This is a genomic window from Sphingopyxis italica (assembly GCF_011926545.1).
GTDB lineage: Bacteria > Pseudomonadota > Alphaproteobacteria > Sphingomonadales > Sphingomonadaceae > Sphingopyxis > Sphingopyxis italica.
In genome coordinates this window covers 168,975-188,168 of record NZ_JAATIT010000003.1, presented here as the reverse complement: position 1 = coordinate 188,168, position 19,194 = coordinate 168,975, and the positions used below count along the sequence as shown (strand labels likewise).

The following is a 19,194-nucleotide window of genomic DNA, read 5'->3' as shown; positions in this document are numbered from 1 at the left end:
GGCTCTTACGAGCCCTGCAACAAGGGGCCCGCTGACTATTTGCCGATCGAGCTGACCTGGATATTCCGGTCGCGTGAGGCGCCGGCGATCGCCAGATCGGCCTGCGCGGAAGCGACGCGCCGCGTGTCGCGGCGGCATTCACGCACGTCATTCTTTCCTGCGAGGTCATAGTCGGGCGCGCTGCCGCACACCGTCACCACGGCGCGCCAGATCCGGCGGTCGAGCCTCTTGGCGCCCGCCTCGGTGCTGAGGTCGAGGTCGCGGTGCGCCACCGCGACGCTGGGGTTCGCGGATGCGGTTTGCGCCGATGAAGGCTGGCCGGTCGATACGGCAGCGAGGGCGGCGAGGATCAGAAGCTTTTGCATCTTGTATCTCCATCGTCCGGCTCGGGGAGGAGGGGAGGAAGCCGGTCAGATGAAAATAGGCGATTGCGCGGCGTGACAGGAGCAACGAGTTTGCCGGGGCATTCTGCAAAATTGCAGAATGAGGCGGGGACGATTATGACGCACAAGGCGTCATGTATGATTGGAACGACCTCAAGGCCTTTCTGGCGGTGGCCGAAACGGGCAGCACCCTGTCCGCCGCGCAGGCGCTGCGCGTCAGCCAGACGACCGTGGCCCGGCGCATCGCCGCGCTCGAAGCGGCGACAAGCCTCAACCTGTTCGAGCGGCGGCAGGCGGGTTACGCGCTGACCCCGGTGGGCGAAGCGATGCTGGCGAGCGCGATGGCGGTCCGCGATGCCGCGAACCGCTTTGGCGAAGCGGCGGGGGCGCGGTCGCGCGACGCGGGCGGGGCGGTCAGCCTGACGACAATGGAAATCTTCGCGGTGACGATCCTGCCGCCGATCCTCCGCGACCTGCGCGCGGCGCACCCGAGTATCCATATCCATCTCGACACGTCGGACGAGCCGCGTGACCTTGCCGCCGGCGCGGCGGACATCGCGATCCGCAGCAGCAAGCAGCCGATGGGCGCGGGCCTCGTCGGCCGCCGCGTCGCCGACAATCCGTGGACGCTCTATTGCAGCCGCGACTATGCCGACCGTCACGGCATCCCGCACACGCGCGACGAACTTGCCGCTCATCCTTTCATCGGCGGCGGCGGCGGCGTATGGGAACCCTATCAGGCGTGGCTCCGGCAATATCGGCTCGAAGAGTCGGTGGTCATGCAATATGACAGCGGTTCGGGGCTGCTTGCGGGGGTGCGTTCGGGCATGGGCCTGACGATCCTGCCCGCCTTCCTCGCCGACCGCGAAGCCGATCTGATCCGCTGCATCCCGCCAAAAAGCGAGGATACCACGGGGTTATGGCTGCTGACCCACGAACGGCTGCGTCATGTCCCGCGCGTGCGGCTGGTCCTCGATTTTCTCGCCGCCGAACTTGCGAAGCTGGGGCGGGAATAGGCGGGTTTGATCCTATCGAAAAACGGCTTTCCTATTATGCTGGCGCGTGGTTCAAATTGACCGAATGATGTGGCGATGCCCTAGTTGCCAATGATTGACCGGGAGGGGGTGGCATTTGAAAGGACCGCAGGATTTCGGCAATGCTGCTGCGCCATTTGATGGACCGCTGAAGGCGCGCGAGCGGATCGGCGATAATGTTTTCGAGGAATGGCTTTATACGCCTGAAGAAGATTGGGGGCCAGCGGAGGAAACCGAGCAGCAGGCGCTTGAAGCCGAATGGGCCGAGGACGATCTGAGACTTCGCATCAAGACCGCCGGTTATATTGCTATACCGGCGGTGTTCATAGGCATGGGGATTCTTTCCCTTTTTACGACGTCATGGGGTGCCCAGATTTCGTTTCTGTGGGTGTTCATCAACCTTCCGCTTCTTACGCTTGCCGTGATTACCTGGCGGCGACGCGAGCTGCGCCTTGGGCTCAAACGCCCAGTCAAGGGCCGCAAGGCCCGTATCCTGGCGGTTATTCTGGTGATGCTCTCATTCATATCCTTCGTGCTGGCTTGGATGCAGGCCGGGATGCGCGGCTGAGGCGATGTCCCGGAAATGCCGTGGTCGGCCTTTTCCGTCCGCACAGCAAATTCAGAGTGAAGTTGCGCGGAAATCGGTCACTTTTCCGCGAACGGCGTCAGCGTAGCCGCGCGCACCCCAGCGCCGCCGCGTCGATCGCGGTCGCGGCGCCGCGCAATCGATAGGTATCGGCGATCGCCCGGCCGTCGGGCGTGCCGCTCTCGACGCTCATGCTCGGCGCCGATCGCATCGCGGCGACGATCGCGGCGTCCATACGCGGATCGCTCGCCCAGCCGTGCGCGCCGTTGCCGGTCAGGATGAAGCGGCGGCTGCCGATCGTCAGGCGCAGCTCGCGATCGGGCGCGCGCGCTTTCGACAGGCGGACATAGAATTGGCCGCGGATGCGGGACTTAGGCCAGTAGCCGACGCTCGCATAGGCCTTGACCCGCGGCGTGCCGATCGTCGCGGCGGGCGCGGCGAGGGCATAGCAGCGCGGCGTGGCGGGATCGCGAAACGCGCCCCAGCCGTCGAAAATGCCGAGCGCGACGGGCGGCGCGGCGAGCGCCGCCGCGGGCACTGCCATTGCCATCAGGAAAAGGAAGCCCCACCGCCGCATCGCGTCTCGTTCGCGCGATTGGCGGTGCTTTGCAAGCATGGCTTGCACCCGCCGACGCGTGCGTTAAGGAAGGTGGACATTTTCAGGGGCCAGAATCGGGGCGCGAATCGCCTCCGATGCTCTGTCCCTCAGGGACTTTTCCCGAGAAAACACGCAGGATGGCGATTTAGAATGAAAGCGACGATCGAACGCGCAGTGTTGTTGAAAAGCCTCGGCCACGTCCAGTCGGTGGTCGAACGGCGCAACACGATCCCGATCCTCTCGAACGTCCTGATCGAAGCAGACGCGTCGGGCCAGCTTAAATTGATGGCGACCGACCTCGACCTGCAGGTCGTCGAAACGATCGCGGCCAAGGTCGAAACGCCGGGCACGACGACGGTGTCGGCGCACACGCTCTTCGAAATCGCGCGCAAGCTGCCCGAAGGGTCGGAGGTCAGCCTCGCCGCCGCCGAAGGCAAGATGCAGGTCAAGGCGGGCCGCTCGAACTTCAACCTGCCGACGCTGCCGCGCGACGATTTCCCGGTGATCGCCGAGGGCGAGCTGCCGACCAATTTCGAACTGCCCGTCGCCGAGCTCATCCAGATCATCGACAAGACGCGCTTCGCCATCTCGACCGAGGAAACGCGCTATTACCTCAACGGCATCTTCTTCCACGTCGCCGAGGATGCGACGGGTCCGGTGCTGAAGGCCGCCGCCACCGACGGCCACCGCCTCGCGCGCTACACCGTCACGCGCCCCGACGGCGCCGCGTCGATGCCCGACGTCATCGTGCCGCGCAAATGCGTCGGCGAGATCCGCAAGCTGCTCGACGAGGCCGAGGGCAATGTCGAAATCAGCCTCTCGGCCAGCAAGATCCGTTTCCAGCTCGGCCATGCGGTGCTCACCTCGAAGCTGATCGACGGCACCTTCCCCGATTACAGCCGCGTGATCCCGACCGCGAACGACAAGCTTTTGAAGGTCGATCCGAAGAGTCTGTTCCAGGGCGTCGACCGCGTGTCGACGATCGCGAGCGAAAAGACGCGCGCGGTCAAGGTCGGGCTCGACAAGGACCGGATCACGCTCAGCGTTACCAGCCCCGAAAACGGCACCGCCGCCGAAGAACTTGCCGCGGGTTATGACAGCGACGCGATGGAGATCGGCTTCAACGCGCGTTATCTCAGCGACATTTTGGGGCAGGTCGACGGCGACAGCGTCGAACTCCACCTCGCCGACGCCAACGCGCCGACGCTGATCCGCGAAAGCGAGAAGAGCCCGGCGCTCTATGTGCTGATGCCGATGCGGGTGTAACGACCCGCTCCGGTTGAAGGAAAAGGCGTATATTTTGCAAACACTCTAGCGGATAAATATCCACGCAAGGTTTCCGAGGGCGACCACCGCAAAAAAGCCGCAGAGCCAACGCAGATTTCTCTCGCCTGTGTCGCTTATACGCGCCTGTCCAAGGCTCATAACAAGGATCACTCCGCGCGGTGTGAGTGTGAGCAGCAGGAACCAAACAAAAGCGGCCGCATAGAAAGTTTTGTCAGAAAGCGGTAGCATTACTCGGGCTGTTTCGCCTTCGCGACCCGCCAGATCACCCCGCCGGTGTCGTCGGCGACGAGCGCGCTGCCGTCCTTCGCGACCTTGACGTCGGCTGGGCGGCCGCGGGTGGTCTTGCCGTCCTTGCCGAGGAACTGATCGAGCAAGGTGATGGGCAGCGCGCGGGCGGGCTTGCCATTGGCGCCGAACTTCACGAACACGACGTCATAGCCCGTCACGGGATCGCGGTTCCACGACCCGTGGCGCGCGATCAGTGCGCCGTTCGCCCAGCGTTCGCCGAGGTCGAGGCCGTCGGTGAAGGTCATGCCAAGCGGCGCGGTATGGGCGCCGAGGCCATATTCGGGGCGCTTCACATATTGGCGGCGATCCTCGGCCTCGGGCGCGACGCGCGGGTCGATGAAGCCGCCCCAATAATACCAGGGCCAGCCATAGAAATCACCCTCGTCGAGGTCGGTCAGATAGTCGGGCACCAGGTCGCTGCCGAGCATGTCGCGTTCGTTGACGACCGTCCACAGCCGGTCGCTGCCGGGGTAGAAAGCGAGGCCGACGGGGTTGCGGATGCCCGCGGCGAAGGTGCGCATATATCCATTCTCGGGCCGCACCTCGAGCACGCTGGCGCGGCGGAACTCGCGGTTCATGCCCGCCTCGCCGATGTTCGAATCGGCGCCGACGCCGACATAGAGCCAGCCGTTGGGCGCGGCGACGAGGCTCTTGGTCCAGTGGCGGTTGGTGCCTTTCGCGGGCAGGTCGACGACCTTCGTGGGCTTGCCGCTCATTTTCGTCTCGCCCGCGACATAGGGAAAGGCGAGCAGCGCATCGGTGTTCGCGACATAGAGCGTGTCGCCGACCAACGCCATGCCATAGGGCGAGTTGAGGCCGGTGATATAGGCGCTCTTCACCTCGGCCTTGCCGTCGCCGTCGGCGTCGCGGAGCAGGGTGATCCGGTTCGCCGACGGACGGCGTCCCGCGCCGCCCTTGCCCATCAGGCTCTTCATCACCGCGCCCTGCACGCCGCCGTCCTTGCGCGGCGGGCTCTGCGATTCGGCGGCGAGCACATCGCCGTTGGGCAGCACGAACAGGGTGCGCGGATGGTCGAGCCCTTCGGCAAAGCGCTGAACGGCCAGCCCCTGCGCGGCGCGCGGCGCCTGACCCGCGGGCCAGCTCGTCGCCTCGGGCACATTCACCGTCGGAAATGTCTCGGTGCGCTGCGACGCCATCACCGGCACCCGGCCGCTGAGTTCGGCGGTCGAGAAGCGCGCCACGTCGGGGCGCGACATGATGTAGAGCGTGATGCCGCCGGCGATCAGCAGGACCAGCAGGGCGAGGGCGGCATATTTCAGGATTTTGCGCATACCGCCTGTCTACACGCGCGGCGCGCGGCGTCAAAGGGTTGCGAGAGCCGGCGAAGGGTTAACCGGCGGGGCTTTGCGATTAACCTTACCCACGCGTTCATTACGGTTGGGAACGGGGCGGTGAGGCGTGAAAGATAGGAGGAGGTTCGAAGTGAAGGACCGGGAACCCGATGCACCTGCCAGCCCCCTTTCTTGCCGATCGCGCCGCGGTCGAGGATGCCCATGCGCTGATCACGCTGCATGGCGAGGAAGCCGGGTTCGCGGCGGCCGCGCGCGCCGAGCAATATCGCGCGCTCGGCAATCACCTTCATTTCGCGCGCTGGCGCCAGATCGAGCGGCTGATCACCTATTTGTCGGTCGAGGATGTCCTCGACACGGTGCACTAGGCCTTACAGCCGCAGGCCCGCGGTCTCGGGCAGCCCCGCCATGATGTTGAGATTCTGGACGCAGGCGCCGCTGGCGCCCTTGCCCAGATTGTCGAGCCGCGCGACGAGGCGCGCCTGGCTGGCGTCTTCATTGGCAAAGACGAACAATTCGAGGCGGTCATCCCCCGCATCGCTCGCGCGGAGCAGCATTTCGCCGCCTTCGGGCGCCGCGCCCATGACGACGATCGGGCTCGCGCCGTAGAAGTCGGTGAGCGCAGCGCGCAGAGCGTCGGGCGAAGCGGCGGTCGGCATCGCGTTCAGCGGCAACGGCACCTCGACGATCATGCCGCGGTGCGCCGGGATCACGGCGGGCGAGAAAAGCGGGCCGATCGACAGGCCGCACCGCGCCTGCATTTCGGGCACATGCTTGTGGCCGAGCGTCAGCGCATAGCCGCGCCATGCGATGTCGGCATTCTGCTCGAACCGTTCGATCAACGCCTTGCCGCCGCCCGAATAGCCGCTGACCGCGTGGCAGATATAGGGCCAGTCGGCGGGAAGCAGGCCCGCGCGCACCAGCGGTGCGACGAGCGCGATAAAGCCGGTCGAATAGCAGCCGGGGTTCGACACGCGCGTGGCGGCGGCCACGGCATCATGGCCGCTGACTTCGGGAATGCCATAGACCCAGCCCGGCGCGACGCGATGTGCGGTCGACGCGTCGATCACGCGCGTGCGATCATTGTCGATCATCGCCACCGCGTCGCGCGCCGCGTCGTCGGGCAGGCAGAGGATGACGAAATCGGCATCGTTTAATGCCTCGCGCCGTGCTCCGGCATCCTTGCGGCGCGCTTCGTCCAGCGTGATCAGCGAAAATTCGCTCCGTCCGGCGAGGCGCTCGGCGATTTCGAGGCCCGTCGTTCCCGCCGCGCCGTCGATGAAAACCGTCTGTGTCATATGTTATCGCAGTCTTTTATATCCGCTCACCGGCGGATCATGGTCCTTGGCGGCCGAACGCGCGATGACGTCGGCCAGCGGCTCGGCCTTCACCGCCATCCATCGTCGGCTGGCATGGATGATGTTTTTATCGTCGGCCATGATGCCGACATGGCCGGGAAAGAAGACGAGATCGCCGCGCGCGAGCGCGGCCGGATCGACGTCCTTGTCGGCGCCGAGCGCGGCCAACTGAAGGTCGCTGTCGCGTGGCAACTGCACCCCCGCCGCGCCCCACACGAGCTGGACGAGGCCCGAGCAATCGATTCCCTTGGCCGTGCGTCCGCCCCAAAGATAGGGCGCGCCGATCATCTGCTCGGCGAGTTCGGCGGGGTTCTCGTCGTCGGTCGCCACGTCGGCGAGCGCGGCGAGCGGCAGATAGCCGTGCGAGGTCGCCAGCCATTCACCCTCGACTTCGCCCATCACCAGAGCGCCGCGCGGCAGGACGCCGGGGCCGCCGCTCGCGGCATCGGGGGCGCTGTGGAGCATCGCTTCGATCATTTCGACGCGGTGCGTCGGCGCGATCGGCGCGGCAAGGGCTTCGGCGGCGAGATAGCCGACATAATGGTCGGCGAGACAATAACCCCAGGCCCAGCCGCCGGTGAGGTCGAGCAGGGCAAAGCCTTCGCCGAACAGCAATTCGCTCGTCTGGCCGGCATCGAGAGACGGGGATGCGCGCAGCGCCGCGGCGGGCAGCACGCCGCTGCGCATCATCGGCGCGGCATAATGCGGCGCGAAGTGCGTGCCGGCCACGGCGATATCGGCGAGGTCGGGGCGGATCGCGACGACGCGCGGATCGAAGGCCTGCGAGCTTCCGGTCAGACCGAACCGGTCGCGGCCCGCGCCGGCGGCGCCGGGGCGCCCCATGCGCACCCGATTGGCCGCTGAATTTTCACCGCTGTCTGCTGTCACTTGCCGTCCTGTTGAAGCCCGAGGTCCGCCGGGCGCGGACAATCGCGGGCCATTAGACCAGCAGGGCCGCCTTTATCAAGAATGTTCAGCCTTTCGCGCGGCGGTCGTAGCGCGCCTGAAGCATCGCCCACGCCGCGCGCAGTCCCAGCGCCGCACCGCCCTTGGGCCGGCCGGGCTTGGCCGACGGGCGCCAGGCGAAGGTGTCGAGATGCGCCCAGGCCGTGCCTTCGGGGACGAAGCGTTTCAGGAACAGCGCCGCCGTGATCGTCCCGGCGAAGGGCGAACTGCCGGCATTGCCGAGGTCGGCGATGTCGGTTTCGAGCAGGTCGGCGTAACCGTCCCACAGCGGCATGCGCCACAAGGGATCGTCGCGTTCGGTCCCGCCCGCGAGCATCGCTTCGGCGAGACCGTCGTCATTGGCGAACAGCGGCGGCAGGTCGGGGCCGAGCGCGACGCGTGCGGCGCCGGTCAGCGTCGCGAAGTCGACGATCAGCTCGGGCTTGGCTTCGCCCGCCTTCGTCAGCGCGTCGCCGAGCACGAGCCGGCCTTCGGCATCGGTGTTGCCGATCTCGACCGTCAAACCTTTGCGGCTCTTCAGCACATCGCCGGGACGGAAGGCGTCGGACGAGATGGCATTTTCGGCCGCCGCGACCAGACAGTGGAGCCGCACCGGCAGCCCGCTCGCCATCACCAGCTCGGCGAGCGCGAGCACATGCGCCGCGCCCCCCATATCCTTCTTCATCAACCGCATCCCGGCGGCGGGCTTGATGTCGAGCCCGCCGCTGTCGAAGCTGATCCCCTTGCCGACGAGCGCGATCCGCGGATGATCCTCCTTACCCCATTCGATTTCGATCAGCCGCGGCGCATGATGCTTGGCGGCGGCGCGGCCGACCGCATGGATCATCGGATAACCCTGTTCGAGCGCCTCGCCCTTGGTGACGGTCAGCTTGCCGCCGTGCGCCTTGGCGATGCGCCCGGCCGCTTTCTCGATCGCGGCGGGCCCCATGTCGGCGGCGGGCGTGTTGACGAGGTCGCGGACGAGCGCGACCGCGCGCATCTCCGCGACCATCGGCGCGATCGCCCCCACGTCGGTCGTCAGCAGGACGCGGGATCCCTTGGTGGGTGCATTGGATTTATAGGTGTCGAAGCGATATTGCGCGCTCATCCATCCGAACAGCGCCTTGCCGGGCTGCCGGTCTTCGAGCCGGTAGCGACCCTCGGGCAAGATCTGCCCCAGCTTGGCGAGGCACCAGGCCGACAGGCTCGCGGCATCGGCGACGGTGGTGACGACGGACCATTTTTCGGGATCGTCCCCCGGCAGGATCGCGTGGACGAAGGCATCGGGCTTGAAACCGACCGCCGCCAGATGCGCGCGCTCGCGTGCGCTGCGGCCCTTCAGCCACTCGTCATAGCCCTTTTTGTCGACGAGATGGATGGGGCGGGCGTCCTGTCCCTTGTCGGGCTGGATCAGGTCGGAATAGTCGGTCATGCGAGCCGTGCTAGGCCCGCCGGGAAACTTTGTCGATTCCTCGCGTTATGTCCGCATGATGATCTTCATATCCCGGCGAAACGCCATTCCGATCCTTGCCGGCGCGCTGTTGCTGGCGGGCTGTTCCGAAGACGGGCCGACGAAGGCCGAAAAGGTCGCCGCGGCATCGGTGCCCGGCGCGCCGCCGCAGGCCGCCGCCGACGAAGCCGCGAAGGGCGCGGCGGCGTCGGACGTCAGCGAAAACACCGACCTCATCGAGTTCGCTTATGCCTATCCCGCCGACGCCGCGCGGATCCCCGAGCTGGCGAAGGCGCTCGACGAGGACCGGGCGACGAAACGCGAGGCGCTGGTCGCGGCGGCCCAGCGCGACAAGGACGCGGCGGAAAAGGATGGCTTCCCCTATCGCAAGCATAGCCATCTCCAGACCTGGCAGCGTGTCACCAGCACCCCACGCTTCCTCAGCCTGTCGGCGGAAATCGGAACCTATTCGGGCGGTGCGCACGGCATGCAGACCTTTGACACGCTGATCTGGGACCGCAACCGGCGCAAGCGGATGAAGCCGCTCGACCTGTTTCAGAGCAGCGCGGCGTTCGACGCGGCGGTCCGCGACGCCTTTTGCGCCGGGATCAAGCGCGCGAAGGCGGCAAAGGGGATCGAGGAGGCGCCCGACAGCGTCTTCGCCAAATGCCCGCCGGCGTCGGCGCAGACATTGTGGCTCGGCTCATCGGACGGGCGCTATCTCGACCGCCTGACGATCGCGATCGCGCCTTATGAAATCGGCGCCTATGCCGAGGGAAGCTACAAGATCAACCTCCCGATGACCGGCGCGCTCGTCAAGGTCGTGAAGGACGAGTTCGCGCGCGACTTTCTCCCCATCAACTGAACCAAAGGACAAGGCATGGCGAAGCAGCCCAAAGCCGGAAAGGTCGGCGAAAGCGCGAAGGAAAAGAAAGGCAAGCGAAGCGCGGCGGCGAAGCTGCGCCGCGACGTGGGCAGCGGCAAGACGATCGCCAAGCCGCCGTCCGACCGCGAAGCCGACCTCGACCGCGCGCCGAAATGGCAGCCGCGCTATCCGGGGTCGGGCCGCCTCGACGGCAAGGTGGCGATCGTCACCGGCGGCGACAGTGGCATCGGTCGCGCGGTTTGCGCGCTCTTCGCGCGCGAGGGCGCCGACGTCGCGATCGTCTATCTCGAGAACCGGGCCGATGCCGTCGAAACCGCCGCGATCGTCGAGGCCGAAGGGCGGCGCGCGATCGCGATCAAGGCCGACGTCGGCAAGCCCAAGGCCGGCGAGAGGATCGTCGAACAGACGGTCGAGAAGCTCGGCCGCCTCGACATTTTGGTCAACAACGCCGGCGAGCAGCATCCGGCGGCGGATATTCGCGACATCGGCGAGGATCAGCTGCAGCGAACCTTCGCGACCAATATTTTCGGCATGTTCTATCTGGTGCAGGCGGCGCTGCCGCACCTCAAAAAAGGGTCGGCGATCGTCAATTGCACCAGCGTGACGATGTATCAGGGGTCGAAGGGCCTGCTCGATTACAGCGCCACCAAGGGCGCGATCACCGCCTTTACCCGCTCGCTTAGCGAAAATCTGATCGAGAAGGGCATTCGGGTGAACGGCGTCGCGCCCGGACCGATCTGGACCCCGCTCAACCCGCGCGGCGGCGCGCCGGCCGAGAAGGTCGCCGCCTTTGGCGAGAGCACGCCGATGAAGCGGCCGGGCGAACCCGATGAGGTCGCGCCCTGCTTCCTGTTCCTCGCCTGCGACGACAGCAGCTATATGTCGGGTCAGGTGCTGCATCCCAATGGCGGCACGATCGTTAATGGCTAGGATCGATCGCCATTCAGCCCCTGCCGGCCTGCAAATGGCAACTTTCCGCGCTTCCGGTGCTCACGTGCAGAAGCACGCTGCGCTCCGGGTCACGGAAAACCGCCATTTTCGACTCGCCAGGAACTAAATGGCGATCGATCCTAGCGGGGGCAAAGGAGAGAGACCATGCCAGCCAAATCGAAAGCCCAGCAGAAAGCCGCCGGCGCCGCGCTCAGCGCCAAGCGCGGCGATACACCCAAGTCTAAACTCAAGGGCGCGTCGAAACAGATGGAAGACAGCATGACCGAAAAAGAGCTCGAGGATTTCGCCAAGGGCTCGACCAAGGGCAAGCCCGAGCACGCGGATTAGAGATTACTCGGCGGCTTCAAGCTCCGCCGGCGCTGCCGTCGCCGCGGCCTTCGCGTTGCTGAAGGTCAACACGCCGTCGGCGATCGCGCCGGTACGCATGTCGACGCGGTCCTGCACATAATTCTGGCTGAGCCGCCATGGCAGCGCGGCCGTGCTCTTGGGCATGATGTGCAAGCCGCGCTGGATATAGCCCGACGAGAAGTCGAAGACATTTTCCTCTTCGAGGCTCGCCGGATCGGCGAGCGCGGGGGTCGCGACCGTCGTCCCGGTGTCCTTCATATGGTTGAGCACGCGGCAGACATATTCGGACACGACGTCGGCGCGCAGCGTCCAGCTCGCGTTGAGATAGCCGAACACCGCCGAGAAGTTCGGGACGTTCGAGAACATGCACGCCTTGTAATAGAAGTGGTCGTGCCAATCGACGGGCGCGCCGTCGACGCGCACCGGAATCTTGCCCGCGACCGCAAGCTTGAGGCCGGTCGCGGTGATGATGATGTCGGCGTCCAGATGCTTGCCCGACTTCAATTGGATGCCGCTCGCGTCGAACCGCTCGATATGATCTGTCACGACCGACGCCTCGCCCGCCTTCATCGCCTCGAAGAAATCGGCGTCGGGGACGAGGCACAGCCGCTGTTCCCACGGATTGTAGGGCGGAGTGAAGGCCTCGGCGTCATAATGGTCGCCAAGGCTCGCCTTCAGCTTGTTGGTCAGGAATTCCTTGACCTTCTCGGGCTTCTCACGCGCCCGGCGGAACGCGATGTCCTGCAGGCGGACATTCTTGAACCGCGTGATCTTGTAAGCGAGCTTTTCGGGCAGGAATTTGCGCAGGAAGTTGGCGAAACCGTCCTTGGCGGGGCGGATGAAATACCAGGTCGGCGTGCGCTGGAGCATCGTGACGTGCGCGGCTTCCTTCATCGACGGGACGATCGTGACCGCGGTCGCGCCCGATCCGATCACGACGATCTTCTTGTCCCGATAATCGAGGTCCTTGGGCCAGAATTGCGGGTGGATGATCTGCCCCTCGAAATCCTCGCGTCCCGCGAACCCGGCGTCGAAGGGCTCGTCATAGTCATAATAGCCCGAGCCGAGATAAAGCCAGCGCGCGGTCGTCGTCGAGGTTGCACCCTTGCTGTCCTCCATCGTTACCGTCCAGCGCGCCGTGGCGCTATCCCAGTCGGCGCCGACGACCTTGCTGTCGAGGCGGATGCGCTCGCGAATATGGCGCTCATCGACGATGCGATTGAGATATTCGAGGATCGCCGGGCCGTCGGCGATCGACTTTTCATGCTTCCACGGTTCGAAGATGAAACCGAGCGTGTGCATGTCGCTGTCCGAACGGATGCCCGGATAACGGAAAAGATCCCAGGTGCCGCCAAGCTGTTCGCGGCGCTCGACGAGGGTGAAGCTATGGTCGGGGCAATTCATCTGGAGATGCACGGCCATGCCGATACCCGAAATGCCGGCGCCGACGATCAGCACATCCTGATCGACCGGTGCAGCCTTTGCGTCCACGGGGCGTTCCATCGTCGCCGTGCCTGCCATCGTCTGTCTCCCATCTGTCTTTGGGTTCAGCTTACGCACCGCGTTGCATTTTGCAATCGAATTGACAGCCTTGAAAGTATGGGCTCAGAGGCGGCCGTCCCTTGTGGCTGTCACATTATTGTCATAGGGGCGAAACCCGATTGTCATCATTCGGCCACCGCGCCGCATCAACGATAGGAAAGGATTGATCCCCATGCGCCAGATCGCGGTTCTCCCCTATCGATTCGGCGGCCCCGCGCAGGATGGCCCGACCGAAATCCTGCTGATCACATCACGCGAAACCAAACGCTGGGTGGTGCCGAAGGGCAATCCGCTCAACGGAATGCCGCGCCACGCCGCCGCGGCGGTCGAGGCGGAAGAAGAAGCGGGCGTCATCGGCGCTATCTGCCCGACGCCGATCGGCAGCTATGAATATAGGAAGCGCCGCGCGAACGGCGCGTCGATCATGTACAATGTCGAAGTCTTTCCGCTCGCGGTGACCAATGAACTCGCCGACTGGAAGGAAATGGACGAACGCGACCGCAAATGGTTCTCGTTCAGCGATGCCGCATCGGCGGTCGACGAACCCGATTTGCAGGCGCTGATCCGTTCGTTCGGCGACAGCGGCTTCCGCGCGGTCGCGCAGCCGCGCGACGTGGTGCAGAATATAGGTGACAAGACAGGGGTAAGCCGAATGTTCGCATGGTTTCAGCGTTTGCTGCCGCGACAGGGAAATTTCTTCGAATTGTTCGAAAGCCACGCCGCCACGCTCGTCGCGGGGGCGAACGCCTTGTCGCGGATGCTGCAGGGTGGCGAGGGCATGGCCGACCATGTCCAGGAAATCATCGAGCGCGAACATGACGCCGACGCGATCACGCGCGAAGTGCTTCAGACCGTCCGCCGCACCTTCCTCACGCCGTTCGACCGCAGCGCGATCACCGACCTGATCGCCTCGATGGACGATGCGATCGACGAGATGCAGAAGACCGCCGGCGCGGTCGACCTTTACGACGTCACCGAATTCGAGCCCGAGATGCGCGACATCGCGGGCATCATCGTCGACGCCGCGCGCCTTACGGCCGAGGCGCTGCCGCTGCTCCGCAACATCGGCGCCAACGGCCCGCGCCTCCACGAACTGACCGAACGGCTGGTGCGGATGGAGGGGCATGCGGACGATATCCACGCCGCAGGCCTCAAGCGCCTGTTCCGCGAACATGGCGAAGCGAACCCGACGCGCTTCCTGATCGCGCGCGAGCTGTTCCGCCATCTCGAACGCGTCACCGACAGTTTCGAGGACGTCGCGAACGAAATCGACGGTCTGGTCATCGACCACGCGTAAGCGCGCGACCATTATGCCGCCGCAAGAAAATCCGTTCGCATCGAGCGAAGTCGAGATGCCCATTGAAGCCGCGTACGGCCGATGGGTGTCTCGACTTCGCTCGACACGAACGGCCCTATAGGGTCGGAGCGACTACCCATGCACGAAATCGCCTTTCCGCTTCTCGTCGGCCTCGTCATCCTCGCGCTGGCGTTCGACTTCCTCAACGGCCTGCACGATGCGGCCAACAGTATCGCCACGGTGGTTGCGACGCGGTTGCTGCGCCCGGTGCAGGCGGTACTGTTCGCCGCCTTCTTCAACTTCGCCGCCTATTTCCTCAGCCTCGCCTTTCCGGCGCTGCACAAGGTGGCGGAGACGATCGGCGCGGGGCTGATCGACAAGGATCTGGTGACCCCGGCGGTGGTGTTCGGCGCGCTCGTCGGCGCGATGTTCTGGAATGTCGTTACCTGGCTCAAGGGCATCCCCTCCTCGTCCAGCCACGCCCTCGTCGGCGGGATCGTCGGCGCGGGGGTTGCGCATGCGGGGTTCGAAGGCATTCAGTGGACCGGCCTCAACAAGACGGTGATCGCGATCTTCCTGTCGCCCATGCTCGGTATGCTGCTCGCGATGCTCGTGATGCTGCTCAGCAGTTGGGCGCTCCGCCGCGCCACGGCGAAATTTGCCGAAAGCACTTTCCGCACCCTCCACCTCTTCTCTTCCGCCGCCTATTCGCTCAGCCACGGGCTCAACGACGCGCAGAAGACGATGGGGATCATCGCCGTGCTGCTCTATTCGACCGGCTATCTGTCGGGCGAGTTTCACGTCCCGCACTGGGTCGCCTTCGCCTGCTACATCGCGATCGCGCTCGGCACGCTGTCGGGCGGGTGGAAGATCATCGAAACGATGGGCGGTCGCATCACCAAGCTGTCGCACCATCAGGGTTTCGCCGCCTCGACGGGCGGGTCGATCATGGTGTTCACCGCCAGCCTGCTCGGCATCCCGGTATCGACGACGCACACGATCACCGGCAGCATCATCGGCGCCGGCGTCGCGCGCCGCGCCAGCGCGGTGCGCTGGGGCGTCGCGGGCAATGTCGTCGCGGCGTGGTTCATCACCATTCCCGCGAGCGCGATCGTCGCGGCGGCCTTTTACGCGATTACGCGCCTGTTCTAGCCGTTTCCGTGGAGCAGCTTTGCAAGGCCGCCGCGATCCGGTCGGCCTCCGCCTGATCGACGCCCGAAATCTGGAGTTCGCCGCCCGAGATCGGTTCGTTCACATTCGGCTCGCTGACGACTCTACCGTTGACGCGGATCGGCAACGGTTTGCCAATGTTGGCGGCGGTCAGTTCCTCCAGCGCATCGTGTAACGCCGCGGGCAGCACGATGCTGACGATGGGCAGGCTGCTGTAGAGTTCAATGCTCGCCACCGCCTTGACCGGACCCGAACGGCAGAGGTCGAGGTTTCCGATCCAGATGCCCTTTTCAGCAGCCGCGCCGGATTGAGCGACAGCTTGCGCCGTCAGTGCTGCCGGGCAGAGCAGTAGAGCGGAGGCGAGAAGGACAGGCGCCAAGTTCAGCCGCATCGTTTTAGCCTTTCGTCGTCGGGTCACTGCGGACGATAGTCGATGTTCGCTCCGCCGACCATCCGCACCGGCAGATAAAGGCCATTGCCATAGGCCTTGATCGCCCCGGTTTCGAAGCGGTCGACGCGGGTGCGGATGACGAAGGCGCCTTCGCGCCGCTGGTCGACCGCTCGGCGAATCTTGTCCTGAAGCTCGGTCAGGTCGTGGGTGAAATTCTGCGTCAGCGCGTCAGCGATGAGCGGAGCGAACCCCTCGCTGCGTCCGAGCATGATCAGAAGGTCGCCGCCGACGCCGTCGGTATCGCCGTTGATGACGAGGTCGGTGAAATGCACCTGGGCCGAACCCGGCCTATTCGCGGGAAGGGCGGTCATCCAGATGCGGCCGCGGGTCGGCGCGCCGGTTCGCGCTTTCAGCTTTGCCTCGATGTCGACCCCGACGGCGATACGGCCGCCCGGCGCGCCATAGATCGTCGACTTGCCGAATTTGACCATCATCGGGCCGAGTTCGGGCAGGACGAAGGGGCGCTTCGACCGCTTGGCGAGCGCGCGGTCGACGACGGGCTGCAACTGCGCATAGTCGGCGATCACGGGCACGCGCACATCGAGATGCGGTTTCGGCGTTTCGCGGACCAGGCGGGGGAGCGGCGTAGGCGAGGGGTCGGCCGGGCGCGTTGAAACAAAGGTTTCGGTTATCGCCTCGACCCCGAGGTTAAGGTTGATCCGCCGCCCGTCGAGCCGGTAGCCGCCGTAAAGGATGCGCTGCGGCATGACGCGCATCCATACCGGCGGATTTTCACGGTTGAGTTCGAGCGACGTGAACGCCTGCCGCCAGATGTCGGCGGCCTGCTTGCGGATGTCGATTTTCGCGATCTCGCGGGTCACCTCGCGCTCGACGCTCGCGACGACGGGCTTCAGCTTTTCGTCGGCCTGGTCGGTGAAGGTGATCCGGCGGCCGAGGAAATCGATCCCCGGCGCCTTGGTCCAGCCATAGGTGATGCGCGCCTTGCCCCGCGTACGCCAGTCGGGCGTCAGGTCGATGCGAACGCGCGCATGGGCCATCGCGGCGCCGGTCGCGGTCTCGCCCTTCAGCACCCCGCCGACGTCGCGCGCGCTGATTTTCGCATGGAGCGGCACATCGACGACGAACTCATTCCCTTCGCTGCGCAGCCGCAGCGGTCCGCGTGTCACCCGTCCGACGATCGTGCAGGCGATCGGCGGGGTGACCTTGACCTTCTTGCCGAAGAGTTTGACCCGCTGCGTCTTTACGCATTCGCGCTCGCGCCGGTCGATCGTCCACAGCGTCTTGGGCACCGCGCGCTCAAGCGCCTGTTTGAGCGAAGCGGTGCTGGCGCCGATCGGCACCGCGATCAGCGATGTCTGCGTCGGGGAAGGCGCCCTGTCGGTCGCGCGCGGCGGCGGCTCGACTTCGGTCTTGCGATCACAGCTGGCGAGCAATCCCGGCAAAAGCAGCGCGGCAAGCATCGAGATGCGCATGAACGACCCCTGTTCGATGTCTTTGGATAACATCGAACGGGTAAAGCCGTTCCAATATTATGTTTCAGCCCGCGACCACTCCGAACAGATCATGCTCGTCGGCGTCCTCGATTGCGACGTCGACGATGTCGCCGGGCTTCAGGGTCGCCGCGACGTCGCGCAGATAGACATGGCCGTCGATTTCGGGCGCATCCGCCTGGCTGCGGCCCGTTGCGCCGATGCTGCCATCTTCGTCGGCGTCACCGACCTCGTCGATGATGACGGGGAGCGTGCGGCCGATCTTGGCTTCGAGCTTGGCGGCGCTGATCGCGGCGGTTTTCGCCATGATGCGCTGGTAACGTTCTTCCTTGACCTCTTCGGGCACCTGATCGTCCAGCGCATTGGCTTGCGCGCCCGCGACGGGTTCGAAGCGGAAAGCTCCGACGCGGTCGAGCTGCGCTTCGTCGAGCCAGTCGAGAAGATATTGGAAATCGGCCTCGGTTTCGCCGGGGAAGCCGACGACGAAGCTCGAGCGGATCGAAATGTCGGGGGCGACCTGGCGCCAGCTTTTCAGCCGTTCGAGCACCTTCGCTTCGTTCGCGGGGCGCTTCATGCGCTTGAGGACGCTCGGCGCTGCGTGCTGGAAGGGGATGTCGAGATAGGGCGTCAGCAGCCCTTCGGCCATCAGCGGGATGACCGCATCGACGTGCGGATAGGGATAGACATAGTGGAGGCGCACCCATGGGGCGCGGCCTTCGCTGGTCTTGAGCTGCCCAAGTTCGCGCGCGAGGTCGGTCATATGTGCGCGCACCTCGCGGCCGTGCCACTGGCGCGTATCGTGGCGGATGTCGATGCCGTAAGCAGACGTATCCTGGCTGATCACCAGCAGTTCTTTCGTCCCCGCGGCGACGAGCTTCTCGGCCTCGCGGAGCACCGCATCGACGCGGCGCGACACCAGTTTTCCGCGCAGATCGGGGATGATGCAGAAGGAGCAGCTGTGGTTGCAGCCTTCCGAAATCTTCAGATAGCTGTAGTGGCGCGGGGTGAGTTTCAGCCCGCCCTCGGGAACGAGATCGACGAACGGGCCCTGGGTGGGCGGCGCGGCGTCGTGGACGGCATCGACGACCTGTTCATATTGATGCGCGCCGGTGACCGCGAGGACGTTCGGGAAGCGCGCGCGGATGACCTCGGCCTCGTTGCCCATGCAGCCGGTGACGATGACGCGGCCGTTCTCGGCCATCGCCTCGCCGATCGCCTCAAGGCTTTCCTCCTTGGCCGAATCGAGGAAGCCGCAGGTGTTGACGAGCACGACGTCGGCGCCCGCATAGTCGGGCGACAGGCCGTAGCCATCGGCGCGCAGCTTGGTCAGAATCCGTTCGCTGTCGACGAGCGCCTTGGGGCAGCCGAGCGAAACCATGCCGACCTTCGGCTGGGTGGGGAGGGTTTTGACTGTCATGATTGGCGGCGCCCATAGTCGATTTCGTGGCCCTTGTCACGCCTCCCTTGTCACCCAGCGCGCGTGCGGGCATGGAGCGCGCGGTTCGAGATGAAAGGGCAAGATGATGGCGATCGGAGCGTTTGCGGCGATTTCGGCGGCGATGGCGGTCGCGGCGGGCGCGTTCGGCGCGCATGGTGCGGGCCAGCAGGAGGCCGAATGGCTGCGCACCGGCGGGCTCTATCAGCTGGTCCATGCGGTCGCGGCGCTCGCGATCATGGGCTTTGCGCGCGGGCCGGCGATCATGCTGCTCGGCGGTGCCGCGATCTTTTCGATCACCCTCTATGCGATGGCGCTGGGCGCGCCGCGCTGGCTGGGCGCGGTGACGCCGATCGGCGGCGGCCTGCTGATCATCGGCTGGCTCTGGGCGGGCTGGCTTTTCTGGCGGGGCTAGCCGCTCGGG

20 protein-coding genes are annotated in these 19,194 nt (G+C 65.4%); 10 read left to right on the top strand and 10 right to left on the bottom strand.

Features of this window, described 5'->3' with window-relative positions; genetic code table 11:
- Positions 1 to 35 precede the first annotated feature (35 nt).
- Positions 36 to 365, bottom strand: coding sequence for a UrcA family protein (locus GGR90_RS12140; protein WP_167921723.1), 330 nt, complete (start codon positions 363 to 365; stop codon positions 36 to 38).
- Between the two features lie 152 nt (positions 366 to 517).
- Between GGR90_RS12140 and GGR90_RS12135 the strand changes: the two genes are divergently transcribed.
- Both GGR90_RS12135 and GGR90_RS12130 read left to right on the top strand, forming a co-directional pair.
- Positions 518 to 1,399, top strand: a complete 882-nt coding sequence (locus tag GGR90_RS12135; RefSeq protein ID WP_167921722.1) for a LysR family transcriptional regulator — start codon at positions 518 to 520, stop codon at positions 1,397 to 1,399.
- 115 nt (positions 1,400 to 1,514) lie between these two features.
- Positions 1,515 to 1,985, top strand: a complete 471-nt coding sequence (locus GGR90_RS12130) for a hypothetical protein (protein WP_167921721.1) — start codon at positions 1,515 to 1,517, stop codon at positions 1,983 to 1,985.
- 97 nt (positions 1,986 to 2,082) lie between these two features.
- Here GGR90_RS12130 and GGR90_RS12125 read toward each other — a convergent pair whose 3' ends face one another.
- A complete protein-coding gene (locus tag GGR90_RS12125) occupies positions 2,083 to 2,580 on the bottom strand; it encodes a hypothetical protein (RefSeq protein ID WP_167921720.1) in 498 nt (165 codons plus the stop codon).
- A gap of 171 nt (positions 2,581 to 2,751) precedes the next feature.
- Between GGR90_RS12125 and dnaN the strand changes: the two genes are divergently transcribed.
- Positions 2,752 to 3,867: a DNA polymerase III subunit beta gene (dnaN, locus tag GGR90_RS12120; protein ID WP_167921719.1), complete on the top strand. Its 1,116-nt coding sequence runs from the start codon at positions 2,752 to 2,754 to the stop codon at positions 3,865 to 3,867.
- Between the two features lie 248 nt (positions 3,868 to 4,115).
- Here the strand turns inward: dnaN and GGR90_RS12115 are convergent, their stop codons facing one another.
- Entirely contained in the window at positions 4,116 to 5,468 is a 1,353-nt protein-coding gene (locus GGR90_RS12115) for a PQQ-dependent sugar dehydrogenase (RefSeq protein WP_167921718.1), read from the bottom strand.
- 170 nt (positions 5,469 to 5,638) lie between these two features.
- On the opposite strand from GGR90_RS12115, the gene GGR90_RS12110 reads away from it, so the two are divergent.
- Positions 5,639 to 5,854: a hypothetical protein gene (locus tag GGR90_RS12110; RefSeq protein ID WP_209023732.1), complete on the top strand. Its 216-nt coding sequence runs from the start codon at positions 5,639 to 5,641 to the stop codon at positions 5,852 to 5,854.
- Positions 5,855 to 5,857: 3 nt separating this feature from the next.
- Here GGR90_RS12110 and argC read toward each other — a convergent pair whose 3' ends face one another.
- The 3 genes from argC to GGR90_RS12095 all read right to left on the bottom strand — a co-directional run bounded on the left by argC (position 5,858) and on the right by GGR90_RS12095 (position 9,221).
- A complete protein-coding gene (gene argC, locus GGR90_RS12105; protein WP_167921717.1) occupies positions 5,858 to 6,784 on the bottom strand; it encodes an N-acetyl-gamma-glutamyl-phosphate reductase in 927 nt (308 codons plus the stop codon).
- A 3-nt stretch (positions 6,785 to 6,787) separates the two neighbouring features.
- Complete coding sequence (locus tag GGR90_RS12100) at positions 6,788 to 7,732, bottom strand: C40 family peptidase (RefSeq protein WP_342449934.1); 945 nt, start codon at positions 7,730 to 7,732, stop codon at positions 6,788 to 6,790.
- Between the two features lie 85 nt (positions 7,733 to 7,817).
- Entirely contained in the window at positions 7,818 to 9,221 is a 1,404-nt protein-coding gene (locus GGR90_RS12095) for a leucyl aminopeptidase family protein (RefSeq protein WP_167921716.1), read from the bottom strand.
- Between the two features lie 58 nt (positions 9,222 to 9,279).
- Between GGR90_RS12095 and GGR90_RS12090 the strand changes: the two genes are divergently transcribed.
- The 3 genes from GGR90_RS12090 (at position 9,280) to GGR90_RS12080 (ending at position 11,403) form a co-directional block, all read left to right on the top strand.
- Positions 9,280 to 10,104: a DUF4163 domain-containing protein gene (locus GGR90_RS12090; RefSeq protein ID WP_245198646.1), complete on the top strand. Its 825-nt coding sequence runs from the start codon at positions 9,280 to 9,282 to the stop codon at positions 10,102 to 10,104.
- Positions 10,105 to 10,119: 15 nt separating this feature from the next.
- On the top strand, positions 10,120 to 11,055 hold the full coding sequence (locus tag GGR90_RS12085; RefSeq protein ID WP_167921714.1) for an SDR family oxidoreductase: 936 nt from the start codon (positions 10,120 to 10,122) through the stop codon (positions 11,053 to 11,055).
- 165 nt (positions 11,056 to 11,220) lie between these two features.
- Positions 11,221 to 11,403 (top strand): DUF3008 family protein, encoded by a 183-nt coding sequence (locus GGR90_RS12080; protein WP_167921713.1) that lies wholly within the window; start codon positions 11,221 to 11,223, stop codon positions 11,401 to 11,403.
- Between the two features lie 3 nt (positions 11,404 to 11,406).
- On the opposite strand, the gene GGR90_RS12075 is transcribed toward GGR90_RS12080, so the two are convergent.
- A complete protein-coding gene (locus tag GGR90_RS12075; protein ID WP_245198644.1) occupies positions 11,407 to 12,945 on the bottom strand; it encodes a flavin-containing monooxygenase in 1,539 nt (512 codons plus the stop codon).
- A 193-nt stretch (positions 12,946 to 13,138) separates the two neighbouring features.
- Between GGR90_RS12075 and GGR90_RS12070 the strand changes: the two genes are divergently transcribed.
- A complete protein-coding gene (locus GGR90_RS12070; protein ID WP_167921712.1) occupies positions 13,139 to 14,263 on the top strand; it encodes a DUF47 family protein in 1,125 nt (374 codons plus the stop codon).
- A gap of 138 nt (positions 14,264 to 14,401) precedes the next feature.
- Positions 14,402 to 15,415, top strand: coding sequence for an inorganic phosphate transporter (locus GGR90_RS12065; RefSeq protein ID WP_167921711.1), 1,014 nt, complete (start codon positions 14,402 to 14,404; stop codon positions 15,413 to 15,415).
- Here GGR90_RS12065 and GGR90_RS12060 read toward each other — a convergent pair.
- The 3 genes from GGR90_RS12060 to rimO are packed head-to-tail and all read right to left on the bottom strand — an operon-like array spanning position 15,399 to position 18,752.
- Positions 15,399 to 15,824: a SecDF P1 head subdomain-containing protein gene (locus tag GGR90_RS12060; RefSeq protein WP_167921710.1), complete on the bottom strand. Its 426-nt coding sequence runs from the start codon at positions 15,822 to 15,824 to the stop codon at positions 15,399 to 15,401. The genes GGR90_RS12065 and GGR90_RS12060 overlap by 17 nt on opposite strands.
- 23 nt (positions 15,825 to 15,847) lie before the next feature.
- On the bottom strand, positions 15,848 to 17,350 hold the full coding sequence (locus tag GGR90_RS12055; protein ID WP_245198642.1) for a DUF4403 family protein: 1,503 nt from the start codon (positions 17,348 to 17,350) through the stop codon (positions 15,848 to 15,850).
- A gap of 31 nt (positions 17,351 to 17,381) precedes the next feature.
- Positions 17,382 to 18,752: a 30S ribosomal protein S12 methylthiotransferase RimO gene (gene rimO, locus GGR90_RS12050; protein WP_167921709.1), complete on the bottom strand. Its 1,371-nt coding sequence runs from the start codon at positions 18,750 to 18,752 to the stop codon at positions 17,382 to 17,384.
- A 106-nt stretch (positions 18,753 to 18,858) separates the two neighbouring features.
- Between rimO and GGR90_RS12045 the strand changes: the two genes are divergently transcribed.
- Entirely contained in the window at positions 18,859 to 19,185 is a 327-nt protein-coding gene (locus tag GGR90_RS12045; RefSeq protein WP_167921708.1) for a DUF423 domain-containing protein, read from the top strand.
- Positions 19,186 to 19,194: the final 9 nt, after the last annotated feature.